The sequence below is a fragment of the Nonomuraea sp. NBC_00507 genome (assembly GCF_036013525.1).
Classification (GTDB): Bacteria; Actinomycetota; Actinomycetes; order Streptosporangiales; family Streptosporangiaceae; genus Nonomuraea.
The window spans coordinates 12,030,093-12,044,499 of sequence record NZ_CP107853.1 but is presented as its reverse complement, the minus strand read 5'-3'; the positions used below and the strand labels follow the sequence as shown (position 1 = coordinate 12,044,499).

The window sequence follows — 14,407 nt, the reverse complement described above, 5'->3', positions numbered from 1 at the left end:
ACAGATGGCGACAGAAGAGCAGCTCGTCGAGTACCTGAAGCGCGTGACGACCGAGCTCCACGACAGCAGGAAGCGGCTGCGGGCGGCCGAGGACAAGGACCACGAGCCGATCGCGATCATCGGCATCGGCTGCCGCTACCCCGGTCAGGTCCAGAGCCCCGAGGACCTGTGGCGGGTCGTCTCCGGCCGGACCGACGCCATCTCCGGCCTCCCGGACGACCGTGGCTGGGACCTGGAGTCGATGTACAACCCCGACCCTGACGCCTTCGGCACCTCGTACGTCAGCCAGGGCGGTTTCGTGGGGGATGTCACCGAGTTCGATCCGGGGTTCTTCGGGATCAGCCCGCGTGAGGCGGTCGCCATGGATCCGCAGCAGCGGCTGCTGCTGGAGACCTCGTGGGAGGCGATCGAGCGGGCCGGCATCGACCCGGCGACGCTGCAGGGCAGCAGGACCGGCGTGTTCGTGGGCGCCAACAGCTCCGAGTTCCTCACCCTGATGATGCAGGCGCCGCCGGAGCTGCAGGGTTACCTGATGACCGGCGTCGCCACCAGCGTCGTGTCCGGCCGCATCTCGTACACCCTCGGCCTGGAGGGCCCCGCCGTCACCATCGACACGGCCTGCTCGTCGTCCCTGGTGGCGTTGCACCTGGCGGTGCGCGCTCTGCGCAACGGCGACTGCTCGCTGGCGCTGGCCGGGGCCGTGGCCGTGCTGTCGTCCCCAGGCACGTTCATCGGCTTCAGCCGCGTGCGCGCGCTGGCCAGGGACGGGCGCTCCAAGGCGTTCTCCGCCGCGGCGGACGGCATGGCCCTCGCCGAGGGAGCGGGCGTGTTCCTGATCGAGCGGCTGTCGGACGCCCGCCGCAACGGGCACCCGGTGCTCGCCGTCGTCCGCGGCTCCGCGATCAACCAGGACGGCGCCAGCAATGGCCTGACCGCGCCGAACGGCCCCTCGCAGCAGCGCGTCATCCGCCAGGCCCTCGCCGACGCGAGGCTCGTGCACACCCAGGTCGACGTCGTCGAGGCGCACGGCACCGGCACCGAACTCGGCGACCCGATCGAGGCGCAGGCACTCATCGCCACCTACGGCCAGGACCGCGACGGCGACCGGCCCCTGTGGCTGGGATCGGTGAAGTCGAACATCGGCCACACCCAGGCCGCCGCCGGCGCCGCGGGCGTCATCAAGATGGTGATGGCGCTGCGCAGCGGCGTCATGCCGGCGACCCTGCACGCCGACGAGCGCTCAGAGCACATCGACTGGTCCAAGGGCGCGGTCGAGCTCCTGACCGAGGCCCGTCCCTGGCCCGCGGGCGCCGAACCGCGCCGGGCCGGCGTGTCGTCGTTCGGCATGAGCGGCACCAACGCGCACGTGATCATTGAAGAGGCTCCCGCAGAGGAGCCCGCCGAGACGGGCTCCTCCCAGGGACTGCCGGTGGTGCCCTGGGTGCTGTCGGGGCGCGGCCACGGCAGCGTACGGCGCCAGGCGGCGCGTCTCGCCTCGTGGACGGAGTCGCGCCCCGAGCTTGATGTGACGGACACCGGCTGGTCACTGTCGGCCAGCCGGTCGGCGTTCGATCACCGGGCCGTGGTGGTGGGCGCGGACCGGGACGAGTTGCTGGCCGGCCTGCGTGGGCTGGCCGAGGGCGTGGACGTGCCCGGCGTGGTGGCGGGCGTGGCCGGGGCAGGCGGTAAGACGGTTCTGGTGTTCCCCGGTCAGGGGTCGCAGTGGGTGGGGATGGGGGTGGAGTTGCTGGAGTCGTCGCCGGTGTTCGCTGCGCGGGTGGCGGAGTGTGAGGCGGCGTTGGCTCCGTTCGTGGATTGGTCGCTGAGTGGTGTGTTGCGGGGTGGTGAGGGGTTTGACCGGGTGGATGTGATCCAGCCGGTGTTGTGGGCGGTGATGGTCTCGTTGGCGGAGGTGTGGCGGTCGGTTGGGGTGGTTCCTGCTGCGGTGGTGGGGCATTCGCAGGGGGAGATCGCCGCTGCGGTGGTGGCGGGTGCGTTGTCGTTGGAGGACGGCGCTCGGGTGGTGGCTTTGCGTAGCCGGGCGATTGTGGCGCTGGCGGGGCGTGGCGGGATGGTGTCGGTGCCGCTGGGGTCGGCTGAGGTGGCCGAGCTGATCGCGCGCTGGGATGGGCGTGTGTCGGTGGCGGTGGTCAACGGCCCGGCCTCGACGGTGGTGTCGGGTGATGTGGACGCGCTGGAGGAGTTACTGGCCGCGTGTGAGGCGGACGGCGTGCGGGCTCGGCGGATCGAGGTGGACTACGCCTCGCACTCGGCGCATGTGGAACACCTTCAGGAGGAACTCGCCGAGCTTCTGGCTCCTGTGGCGCCTAGGGCCGGTCAGGTGCCGTGGTATTCGACGGTGCGTGGTTGCTGGCTCACCGGCGCCGAGGCGGATGCGGCGTACTGGTATGAGAACCTCCGGCAGACCGTGTGGTTCGCCCCTGCGGTCAGCGCACTGGCGGAGGAGGGATTCCGCTTCTTCGTCGAGTCGAGCGCGCATCCGGTGCTGCAGATCGGCCTGCGTGAGACCCTGGAAGAGGCGGTGGTGGCCGGCACCCTCCGCCGCGACGACGGCGGCCTGAGACGGTTGTGGACCAGTGCGGCCGAGCTATGGGTACGCGGCGCCGACGTCGACTGGGCCCAGGTGTACGCCCCCGCCCGGCCACGGACGATTGAGCTGCCCACCTACGCGTTCCAGAACGAGCCCTACTGGCCGAAGACCGTGCAGGCCAACGGCGACCTCGCCCAAGTCGGCCTCGGCCCCGCCGGACACCCCCTGCTCGCGGCCGCCGTGTCGCTGGCGGACGCGGAAGGCGTGCTGCTGACCGGGCGGTTGTCGCTGAAGACCCACCCATGGCTGGCCGACCACGCCGTCAACGGCCAGGTGATCCTGCCCGGCACCGCCTTCGTCGAGCTGGCCATCCGCGCCGGCGACGAGGCCGGCTGCGACCTGCTGGAGGAGCTCACCCTGCAGGCCCCGCTGCCGGTGCCCGAACGCGGCGGTGTCCAGGTGCAGGTCGCTGTCGGCGCCCCCGACGAGGACGGACGGCGGCAGCTCACCATCCACGCCCGCCTCGACGACGAGCCGTGGACCAGGCACGCCGTCGGCTGCCTCACCAAGGACACCGGCACGGCCGCCTTCGGGGAGGCCTCCTGGCCGCCCGCCGACGCGACCATCGTGCCCGCCGACCACGTCTACGACCTGATGGCGGGCGTCGGCGTCGACTACGGCCCCGCCTTCCGCGGCGTACGTACCGTGTGGCGCCGCGACCAGGAGTTGTTCGCCGAGGTCGCCCTCCCGGACGGGACGGAGAACGGCGGATTCGGACTGCACCCCGCGCTCTTCGACGCGGCCCTGCAGCCGCTCGCCGTGGGAAGCTTCTTCTCCGCGCAGCCCGCCGACGGGCCCGTCCTGCCCTTCGCCTGGACCGGCGTGCGGCTGACCGCGACCGGCGCCGCCACCCTGCGCGTACGACTCACGCCCGCCGGGCCGAACGCCGTCAGGATCGAGGTCGCCGACGCCAACGGGGCACCCGTCGCCTCCGTGGACTCCCTGGTCGTGCGTCCCATGGCGGCCGGCGACCTCAAGGGAGGCGTGGACCCGCTGCGGGACGCGCTCTTCGCCCTCGACTGGGTGGCCGCGCCGCCGCAACCTGTCCCGGCGCAGGATGGCGCGCACTACGCCATCGTCGGCGGCGACGACCCACGGCTGAGAGCCGCGCTTGAAGCCGGCGGGGCGCGGGTGGAAATGATCGATCCCACCGGAGGCGTGCCCCAGTTGGCGTTCCTGCTGTGCACGACGGGCGACGGCCAGGACCCGGCCGCCGGGGCCCGCACCGCGACCAGCCAAGCGCTCGCCGCCGCCCAGTCCTGGCTCGAAGACGACCGTTACGCCGACGTCCCCCTGGTCCTGGTCACCCAGGGAGCAGCGGCCACCGGAGACGCCCGGCCGGCCGGTGCAGGAGACAACCTGCCGGGCGCCGCCGTGTGGGGTCTCATCCGCTCGGCGCAGTCGGAGAACCCCGGCCGGTTCGTGCTCCTGGACCTCGACGGCACCGAGGAATCGTGGCAGGTGCTCCCCGCCGCCGCCGCCTCGGGCGAACCCCAGATCGCGCTGGCCGCAGGCCAGGCCCTGGTGCCGCGGCTGGCCCGCCACCCCGCCACCGGGCACGGCCCCGCCCCATGGGACACCGGCGGCACCGTACTGATCACCGGCGGCACCGGGACCCTCGGCGGGATCGTCGCCCGCCACCTGGCGACCGAGCACGGGATCCGGCACCTGCTGTTGACCAGCCGCCGCGGCCCCGACGCAGAAGGCGCCGCCGAACTGGTGGCCGAGCTGGAACGGCTGGGCGCGGTGGCGACCGTCACCGCGTGCGACGCCGGCGACCGGCAGGGGCTGGCAGCGGTGCTGGCCGCCATTCCGGCGGAGCACCCGCTCACCGGCGTCGTCCACGCGGCCGGCTCCCTGGACGACGGCGTCCTGGCCGCCCTGACGCCCGAGCGGATCGACACCGTGCTGCGGGCCAAAGCCGACGCCGTACAGAACCTGCACGAGCTGACCAAGGACCTGCCGCTGACCGCGTTCGTGCTGTTCTCCTCGGCCGCGGGCGTCTTCGGCGGTCCCGGCCAGGGCAACTACGCGGCGGCCAACGCCTTCGTCGACGCGCTCGCCCAGCGGCGCCGGCGGCTCGGCCTGCCCGCGGTCTCCCTGGCATGGGGCCTGTGGGAGCAGGCCAGCGGCCTGACCGGGACGCTCAGCGAGACCGACCGGGCGCGGCTGGCCCGTACCGGCGTCGCCCCGCTGTCCACCGCCGACGGTCTCGCGCTGTTCGACGCGGCCTGCGCCGGGGAACGGGCGACGCTGGTGCCGATCCGGCTGGAGTTCGGCAGCCTGCGGGTCGCCGCCCAGTTCGGTGCGCTGCCCACGATCCTGCAGGCGCTCGTTCCCACATCCAGGCGGCGCGTCGTGGGCGCCGACCCCGCGGCCGCCTCCGAGCTGCGCGACCGCCTGGCCCGCATGCCCGTGAACGAGCACGCCAGGGTCCTGCTCGACCTGGTGCTCGGCCAGGTGGCGACCGTGCTCGGCTACCGCGACGCGAGCGCCGTGGAGCAGGACCGCCCCTTCAACGAGGCCGGATTCGACTCGCTCACCGCGGTCGAGTTCCGCAACAGGATGAACGCGGCCACTGGGCTGCGGCTGCCCGCCACGCTGGTCTTCGACTATCCGACGCCCGTCGGGCTGGTGCGGTACCTGAAGACCCGGCTCCTGGACGCGCCCCAGCAGACCGCGTCCGCCAGGACCCGGGCCCGCGATGAGGAGCCGATCGCCATCGTCGGCATGAGCTGCCGGCTCCCCGGCGGCGTCACAGGCCCCGACCAGCTGTGGGACCTCGTCGCCGAGGGCGGCGATGCGATGTCGGTGTTCCCCGCCGACCGCAACTGGAACCTCGACGAGCTCTACCACCCCGACCCGGAACACCCGGGCACGACCTACACCCGCGAGGGCGGATTCGTCTACGACGCCACCGCGTTCGACCCGGCGTTCTTCAGCATCTCGCCCCGGGAGGCCATGGCCATGGACCCCCAGCAGCGCCTGCTGCTGGAGAGCTCCTGGGAGGTGCTGGAGCACGCGGGCATCGACCCGGCCACCGTACGCGGCAGCGACACGGGAGTATTCGTCGGGCTGATGTACCACGACTACGGCATGCACCTGCAGAACCCGGGGAACGACCTCGAAGGTCTGGTCGGCACCGGCATCTCGGCCGGCGTCGCCTCCGGCCGCATCTCCTACACCTTCGGCTTCGAGGGGCCGTCGATCACCATTGATACGGCGTGCTCGTCCTCGCTGGTGGCACTGCACTGGGCGATCCAGGCGCTGCGGCGCGGCGAGTGCTCGCTCGCCCTGGCCGGCGGCGTCACCGTGCTGTCCACCCCTTCGGTGTTCGTCGACTTCAGCCGGCAGCGCGGGTTGTCCACCGACGGCCGCTGCAAGTCGTTCGCCGCGGCCGCCGACGGCACCGGCTGGGCCGAGGGTGTCGGACTGCTGCTGGTCGAGCGGCTCTCCGACGCCCGCCGCCACGCCCACCAGGTCCTGGCCGTGGTCCGCGGCAGCGCGATCAACCAGGACGGCGCCAGCTACGGGCTCACCGCCCCCAACGGCCCCTCGCAGCAGCGGCTGATCGAGCAGGCCCTGGCCGACGCGCGGCTCACCACGGCCGACGTCGACGCCGTCGAAGGCCACGGCACCGGCACCACGCTCGGCGACCCCATCGAGGCCCAGGCCATCGTCGCCACATACGGCCAGGACCGGCAGGAGGACCTGCCTCTCTGGCTGGGCTCGGTCAAGTCGAACCTCGGCCACACCCAGGCCGCCGCGGGCGTCGCGGGGGTCATCAAGATGGTCATGGCCATGCGGCACGGCCTGCTGCCGCGAACCCTCCACGTGGACGAGCCGACCACGCATGTCGCGTGGGACGCGGGCGCGGTACGGCTGCTCACCGAGGCCACGCCATGGCCGGAGACCGGCAGGCCGCGCCGCGCCGGCGTCTCCTCCTTCGGCATCAGCGGCACCAACGCCCACATCATCCTCGAACAGGCGCCGCCCGAGCCCGCCAGAGCGGAAGCGGGGCCCGCGGGCCCGCTGATCCCGTGGGTGCTGACGGCCAAGACCTCGGACGCGCTCAAGATCCAGGCCCGCCGGTTGCGCGAGCACCTGACGACCCGGCCGGATCAAGCGGCCGCCGACATCGCCTGGTCGCTGGCCACGACCCGGGCCGCGTTCAAACGCCGGATGATCGTCATCGGCGCCACCCGCGAGGACCTCGCCGCCGGGCTGGAGTCCGCCCTGGCCGGCGCCCCCGTGCCCAACGTGGTCACGGGGTCGGCCACCCGCGGCAGGACCGCGTACCTCTTCACCGGTCAGGGCAGTCAGCGGCTGGCCATGGGGGAGGAGCTGTACGCGGCACACCCCGCGTACGCGGAGGCATTCGACGCCGTGTGCGCCCGCTTCGACGCGCACCTCGACCGGCCCCTCCACGAGGTCATCACCGGCGACGCCGATCTGCTCCAGCAGACGCGCTACACCCAGGCGGCGCTGTTCGCCGTCGAGGTCGCCCTATTCCGCTGCCTCGAGGCCTGGGGCGTGCGCCCCGACTTCCTGGCCGGCCACTCGATCGGCGAACTCGTCGCCGCACACGTCGCCGGCGTGTTGTCGCTGGACGACGCGGTCACGCTCGTGGCCGCCCGCGGCAGGCTGATGCAGGCGCTGCCGCCAGGGGGCGCGATGGTCTCGGTCCGGGGCGCGGCGGAGGCGGACGTGCTGCCGTTGCTGGCCGGGCTCGACGACCGCGTGAGCATCGCCTCGCTCAACGGGCCGGCCTCCCTGGTCCTGTCCGGCGACGAGGCGAGCGTGCTCGACCTGGCCGAGCGGCTGGCCGCGCACGGGCACAAGACCCGGCGGCTGTCCGTCAGCCACGCCTTCCACTCGCCACTGATGGAGCCCGCGCTCGAGGAGTTCCTCAGCGTCGCGCGCGGGCTGACGTTCCAGCCGCCCGAGATCCCCATCGTCTCCAACGTCACCGGCGAGCCGGCCACTGCCGAGGAGCTGACCTCGCCCGAGTACTGGGCGCGTCACCTGCGACAGCCCGTGCGCTTCTGCGACGGACTGCGGACCCTGCAGGGGCAGGGCGTCACGACGTTCCTCGAGCTCGGGCCGGACGCGGTGTTGTCGGCGATGGTCACCGACTGCCTGGACGGCTGGACCGGGGTGGTGACCCCGGTGCTGCGCCGGGACCGGGCGGAGACCACCACCCTGCTCGAGGCCCTGGCCCAGGCGCACGTGCACGGGCTGGCCGTCGATTGGGGCACGATGATCGGGGGAGGCGCGCGGACCGTGCCGCTGCCGACGTACCCATTCCAGCGGCAGCGCTACTGGCCGGACCCGCCCCGGCCAGAAGAGGCCGCGCGGCCCGGTCAGGAGTTGTGGGACGCCGTGGCCCGCGAGGACCTGGACGGGGTGCTCGCGGTGCTCGGCCTGGGCACCGACGCCACCCTCGGCGAGTTGCTGCCCGCCCTCGCCAGGCTGCGCGGCGCCGACTACGGGGCCGACCACGGGGAGGTCCGCTACCAACTCGGCTGGCGGCCCCTCACCAACCTCCCCGCCCCGGCCCTGACGGGGAAGTGGCTCCTGGTCGCTGAGGGCGCCACCCGGGACCAGGCTCCGGCCGCCGGGCTCACGCCGGATCAGGCGCTGCCGGCCGCGCTCGCGGGTCACGGCGCGGACATCGTCGTGCTCTCCGCGATGCCGGACTCCGACGACGGCGCCGCCGGCATCGTGTGCCTGCTGCCCGAAGGAGCAGCGATGCCGCCCGTTCCGCAGGGCTCCGCACCGGTCTGGTTCATCACTCAGGGCGCGATCCAGGTGACGCCGTCCGATGGCACGGCGGCGCCGGAGGGAGCGCGGTCCTGGGGAGCCCTGCGGACCAAGGCCCGCGAAGGGGTGCTGCGCGGTGGTGGTCTGATCGACCTTCCGGCCAGGCTGGACGAGCAGATCATCCGCCGGTTGTGCGGCGCGCTGTCCGGGCTGACCGGCGAGGACGAGGTGGCCGTGCGGTCCGGCGGCGCCTTCGCCCGCAGGCTCCGCCCAGCCCCGACGCGAGGGGCGGCACTCGGCGCGGACTGGCGGCCGGGCGGCACCGTCCTGCTGGCAGGACCGCTCGACGAGACCGCCGAAGAGCTGGCCAGGTGGGCCGCACGCAACGGCGCCGACCGGGTCGTGCTGACCGAGCCCGCCGCGGGTCTCGAAGGCGAGCCCGGCGTCGTCGTGCACGCCGTGGACGACCTGCTGCCGGTGGGCGCGCCGCTGACCGCCGTCGTGTGCACGGCCCCGGAGCAGGCCGATGCGCTGGACGAACGCACCCGCTCGGCGGGGCTGCCCGTCTTCGTGCTCCTGGCACCCGCGGCCGCCGCCTGGGGCGAGGAGGGCGCGGCCACGTTCGAGTACTTCAACGCCCTGACGGCCGGTCGGCACGCCGCGGGACTGCCCGCGCTGTCGGCGGCGGTGGGCCTGAAAGAGCCGGCAGACGCCGTGTCGGCCATCCGCCACGCGCTGCGCCAGGGGGACCGGACGCTCGTGGTCGCCGACCCGGACTGGGCCGCGCTCGCCGCGAACTCCTGCCTGCTGGAGGAGATCCCTGAGGCCGCGGGCGGGCAGGACGGCTCCGACGACCTCATCGACGGCGTCGCGGCGTTCCGCCGCCTGCTGGCCGGCAGCCCGGGCGACGAGCACCTCGGGATCCTGCTCGACCTGGTACGCCGCCAGGCCGCGGCGGTCCTGCGGTTCCCGCTGCCCGACGCCGTCGAGCACGACGCGGAGTTCTTCGACCTCGGCTTCTCCTCGATGGCCGCCGTGGAGCTGCGCAACCGGCTCGGCGAGCTGACCGGCATCGAGCTGGCGGCCGACGCGGTCTACGAGTACCCGACTCCCGCCGAGCTGGCCGAGCACCTGCTCGCCGAGGTCGCGTGCTGAACCTCCGTCGTTGTTCACCTCTGAAAGGACGATCGCGTGCTGGACGGATGTACGCCGTGGCCGCAGGAGTTCGCCGAGCGTTACCGCGCGGCCGGCTATTGGCGTGACGAGAACCTGGGCGAGTTCCTCCACGAGCTGGCCCGCTCGCATGGCGAGCGGACCGCTCTCGTGGTGGGCCCGCACCGATGGACCTACGCCGAGCTGGACGAGCGGGCCGACCGGATGGCGGCAGGACTGCACGCGCTCGGCATCGGACCCGGCGCGCGCGTCGTCGTCCAGCTGCCGAACGTGCCTGAGCTCGTACCGCTGCTCTTCGCGCTGTTCAGGATCGGCGCCCAGCCGGTCGTGGCGCTGCCCGCCCACCGCGCCAGCGAGATCACGTACTTCTGCGAATTCACCGAGGCGACCGCCTACGTCATCCCGGACGCGCATCTCGGGTTCGACTACCGGGAACTGGCCGCCGAGGTCGCCGCACGGGTGCCGACCCTCAAGCACGTCCTCGTCGCCGGGGACCCCGGGGAGTTCACCGCCCTGGGCGACCTGCCGGCCGGGAGCCTGCCGGACCTACCCCGTCCCGACCCCGCCGACGTGGCGATCTTCCTGCTGTCGGGCGGCACGACCGGTGTGCCCAAGCTCGTCCCGCGCGTGCACCAGGAATGGTCCTACAGCGGGCGCGCCGTCGCGGAGGCGTGCGGTTACGACGCGAGCACCGTCCATCTGGTGAGCCTGCCGCTGAGCCACAACTGGCCGCTGACCCATGGGCTGATGGCGACCTTCAACGTCGGCGCGACGCTCGTCCTGGCACCGGGGCCGAGCCCGGACGAGACGTTCCCGCTCGTCGAGCGCGAGGGGGTGACCGACACCGGACTGGTTCCCGGCATGGCTCTGCTCTGGATGGAGGTGGCCGAGTGGGGCGAGCACGACCTGTCCAGCCTGCGCCGCGTCACCATCGGCGGGACGAAGCTCAATCCCGAGCTGGCCCGCCGGGTGGAGCCCGCGCTCGGCTGCCGGCTGCAGCAGGCGTTCGGCATGGCCGAGGGACTGTGCGGGTTCCACAGGTGGGACGATCCGGCCGACGTGGTCCTCGTCAGCCAGGGACTCCCCGTCTCACCGGACGACGAGGTGCGGGTCGTGGACGAGGAGGACCGCGACGTCCCGCCGGGCGAGGTGGGACAACTCCTGGCCCGCGGCCCCTACACGGTACGCGGCTACTACCGGGCGCCCGAGCACAACGCCCGAGCGTTCACCGAGGACGGGTTCTACCGGACCGGTGACCTGGTGCGGCTGCTGCCGACCGGGCACGTGATCTTCGAGGGCCGGGTCAAGGACCAGATCAACCGAGGCGGCGACAAGATCGCGGCGGAGGAGGTGGAGAACCACCTGCTCGCCCATCCGCACGTCCGTGAGGTCGCCCTGGTGGGCCTGGCCGACGAGGTCCTCGGGGAGCGCAGTTGTGCCTGCGTCGTCCCGCGCGGTGCGCCTCCGGCGCACCAGGAGCTCGTCGCCTTCCTCCGCGGGCGTGGGGTCGCCGCTTTCAAGATCCCTGACCGGCTGGAGATCGTCGACGCGCTCCCGCTCACGGCGCTCGGCAAGGTCAGCAAGAAGAAGCTCACGGCGATGTTCGGCTGAAGACGACTCCACGAAGCCGTTCGCGAAGAAGAAAGGCCCTCCATGCATGGCGCGGACATCGACCTGTCCGGATTCCTGGAGGTGCACGCCAAGGCCACCGCCCAAGCGCGCAACACCTCCCGCCCTTCCCTGGCGATCTGGCGCGAGGAACTCGGCCACGTCGATCCGGCGGCGCTTCTCGGGCCGCTGTTCGAGCGATCCGGGCGCTCCTTCTTCTGGGAGTCCCCGCAGTGCGGCGTCATCGCCCTCGGCAGCAGCGCCGACTTCGGCGCTGACAGTGCGGCCGGCCCCGGCGAGGCGGACCGGTTCGCCGGCATCCGGCGGAGCTGGGAGAGCGCGATGGAGAACGCGGTCACCGGCGGGCCGGGCTCGGGCGCGGCGCCCGCGCTGGTCGGCGGCTTCGCGTTCGCCCCGCGTCCAGGGACGATGCCGGGCGCGCTGATGTGGCTGCCCCGCGTCCTGATCGCCCGTGATCGCGACGGCCGGACCACCCTGTCGCTCAGCGTGCGCGTCGACCCCGGCCCGGCCACGAGTGACGCCGCGGTGCGCGTGGCGGCCGAGGCCGTGGCCCTGCTCTCGCGGGCCGGAGGACATCCGTGCAACCCGCCGCGGCAAGCAGGGACGACGCTGACCGAGATCCCATCAGGGCAGGAGTGGAAGGCCCTGGTCGCGCGGGCCGTCGAGGAGATCGGGCGCGGCGCGTTCGACAAGATCGTGGTAGCCCGCCAGTTGCGGGTGAGCTCGCCCACCGCGTACGACGTGCCGTCCGTGCTGGCAGCGCTGTTGGATGCCCAGCCCGGCAGCACCGTCTTCGGCGTCGGGCTGGACGGGCACGCGTTCGTCGGTGCGACCCCCGAGCGGCTGGTGAGCCTGCACGCCGGGCGGGCCGAGTCGATGAGCCTGGCGGCGTCCATGCCGCGCGGCGGCACCGCGGCCGAGGACGCACGCCTGCGGGCAACCCTGCTGGCGGACGACCGGAGCAGGCGCGAGCAGGGCATCGTCACGCAGGCCGTGCGTCACGCGTTCGAGCAGATGTGCCGGCACGTCGAACTGGACGAGCCGTACGTGCTCGACCTGCCGAACCTGCGTCACCTGCACACCCGCATCGTCGGCGAGATCGCGGACCCCGACGTCGTCAGTGTGCTCGATCTCGTCGAACGGCTGCATCCCACGCCCGCCGTCGGCGGCCACCCCCGGGAGCCCGCGCTCGCCTGGCTCGACCGGGCCGAGCCCATCGACCGCGGCTGGTACGCCGGCCCGGTCGGCTGGATGAACGCCGCCCAGGACGGGGATTTCGCGGTCGCGCTCCGCTCGGCCCACCTGCGAGGAGGGATCGCGACACTGTACGCGGGCTGCGGCATCGTGGCAGGCTCCGATCCCGGAGGGGAACTCCAGGAGACATGGCTGAAGTTCCGCCCGATGCTCGCGGCCCTGGCCGTTCCGGAGAGCCACGAGCCGCCGTTACAGGAGGAACCGGAAAATGATCACCATTGATGGGCTGACCAAGCGTTATGGCGACAAGATGGCGGTGGACGGGCTGACGTTCACCGTGGAGCCCGGCCGGGTCACCGGATTTCTCGGGCCCAACGGCGCGGGGAAGTCGACGACCATGAGGATGATCCTCGGTCTCGACCGGCCGAACGCGGGCAGCGTGACGGTCAACGGCCGCGGTTACGCGGGTTTACCCCGTCCGATGCACGAGGTGGGCGCCCTGCTGGACGCCCGTGCGGTGCACGGCGGGCGTACCGCACGCAACCACCTGCTCTGCCTGGCCCAGACGAACGGGATCCCGGGCAAACGGGTGGACGAGGTGCTGGACCTGGTCGGACTGGCGTCGGTGGCGCGCAAGCGGGCGGGCACCTTCTCCTTGGGCATGGGCCAGCGGCTCGGCATAGCGGTGGCGCTCCTCGGCGATCCCAAGGTGCTGATGTTCGACGAGCCCGTCAACGGCCTGGACCCCGAGGGCATCAAGTGGATCCGCGAGTTGATGCGCGGGCTGGCCGCGGAGAACCGCACGGTCCTGGTCTCCAGCCACCTGATGAGCGAGATGGCGCAGACCGCCGACCACCTCGTCGTCATCGGCCGCGGCAAGCTGATCGCGGACATCGGGATCGGCGAGTTCGTCAGGCAGGGCTCCAGCGTGCTGGTGCGCACCGACGACGACCAGGACCTGCTCGTCCGCCGCCTGACCGAGGCGGGCGGCGCCATCGAGCCGGGCACCGAGGGCGCCCTCATCGTCACGGGGCTGGAGGCCAGGGAGATCGGGAAGGTGGCGCTGACCGCCGGAGTGGTGCTGTCGGAGCTGACACCGCAGCGATCTTTGGAGCAGGCGTACATGGACTTGACCCGCGACAGCATCGAGTTCCAGGCGAGCGCGGCATGAGGGCCACGATCGCCGGCACGGCGCACTCGGAGTGGACCAAGTTCCGCTCGATCCCGTCCAACATTCCCACCCTGGTGGTGGCCGTGGTGCTCATGGTCGGCGCGGGTGCACTCACCGCGTACCGCGCGGGCGAGGGCTACCAGGCCTCCGCGCAGGGCACGTTCGACGCCACATACATCAGCATGTACGGCGGCTTCCTGTTCGCCCAGATCACCGTGGGCGCACTCGGCGTGCTCGTGATGACCTCCGAGTACGCCACCGGGATGATCCGCACCAGCCTGACCGTGGTGCCGCGGCGCGGCCGGCTGCTGGGCGCCAAGGTCGGCACGTTCGGCCTGATCGCCCTGGCGACGGGGGAGGCCTCCAGCTTCTCCGCCTTCTGGCTCGGGCAGGCGGCGATCGGCGGGGCGGGCGCTCCCACCGCGAACCTCGGCCAGCCTGGAGTCCTGCGGGCGGTCGTCGGCATGGGGCTCGTCTGGGCGCTCGTGGGCCTGGTCGGCGTGGCCGTGGGTTGCCTGATGCGGGCCACGACGGGCGCCATCACCCTGGTCGTGGCGGTCAACTTCATCATCCCCATCATCGGGCCCCGGCTGCTGCCCGAGGCGGCCGGGGACTGGGTGACGACGTACTGGCCGATCTCGGCCGGCCTGCAGGTCATCACCACCGTCGAGGACACCACCGGGCTGCCGCCGTGGACCGGGCTGGGGGTGATGGCGGGCTTCACCGCGGTGCTGCTGGCCGCGGCGTTCGCCGTGTTCCGCACACGGGACGCCTGACCTCCTGCTGACCATGCCCGGCGCGGACGCCCCCCAGGCCGCGCCGGGCATGCCCGTTTCACCACCACAAGCGAATGCTGGGGGTCTCTA

Annotated in this window: 5 protein-coding genes; all 5 read left to right on the top strand. The window is 72.8% G+C overall.

All coding sequences use genetic code 11. The features are described 5' to 3' along the window. Window positions 1-4: 4 nt before the first annotated feature. The 5 genes from OHA25_RS57030 to OHA25_RS57010 are packed head-to-tail and all read left to right on the top strand — an operon-like array spanning window position 5 to window position 14,317. Entirely contained in the window at window positions 5-9,529 is a 9,525-nt protein-coding gene (locus tag OHA25_RS57030; protein ID WP_327585125.1) for a type I polyketide synthase, read from the top strand. 36 nt (window positions 9,530-9,565) lie between these two features. Then, window positions 9,566-11,158: a (2,3-dihydroxybenzoyl)adenylate synthase gene (locus tag OHA25_RS57025; protein WP_327585124.1), complete on the top strand. Its 1,593-nt coding sequence runs from the start codon at window positions 9,566-9,568 to the stop codon at window positions 11,156-11,158. A 42-nt stretch (window positions 11,159-11,200) separates the two neighbouring features. Next, window positions 11,201-12,652 (top strand): isochorismate synthase, encoded by a 1,452-nt coding sequence (locus OHA25_RS57020; RefSeq protein WP_327585123.1) that lies wholly within the window; start codon window positions 11,201-11,203, stop codon window positions 12,650-12,652. After that, on the top strand, window positions 12,639-13,541 hold the full coding sequence (locus tag OHA25_RS57015; protein WP_327585122.1) for an ABC transporter ATP-binding protein: 903 nt from the start codon (window positions 12,639-12,641) through the stop codon (window positions 13,539-13,541). The genes OHA25_RS57020 and OHA25_RS57015 overlap by 14 nt, the downstream gene beginning before the upstream one ends. Then, window positions 13,538-14,317 (top strand): ABC transporter permease subunit, encoded by a 780-nt coding sequence (locus tag OHA25_RS57010; protein WP_327585121.1) that lies wholly within the window; start codon window positions 13,538-13,540, stop codon window positions 14,315-14,317. The genes OHA25_RS57015 and OHA25_RS57010 overlap by 4 nt, the downstream gene beginning before the upstream one ends. Window positions 14,318-14,407: the final 90 nt, after the last annotated feature.

Excerpts from the sequence above, each read along its gene's own strand:
- OHA25_RS57030 (WP_327585125.1), top strand. The coding sequence starts at position 5 with ATGGCGACAGAAGAGCAGCTCGTCGAGTACCTGAAGCGCGTGACGACC.
- OHA25_RS57020 (WP_327585123.1), top strand. The coding sequence starts at position 11,201 with ATGCATGGCGCGGACATCGACCTGTCCGGATTCCTGGAGGTGCACGCC.
- OHA25_RS57015 (WP_327585122.1), top strand. The coding sequence starts at position 12,639 with ATGATCACCATTGATGGGCTGACCAAGCGTTATGGCGACAAGATGGCG.
- OHA25_RS57010 (WP_327585121.1), top strand. The coding sequence starts at position 13,538 with ATGAGGGCCACGATCGCCGGCACGGCGCACTCGGAGTGGACCAAGTTC.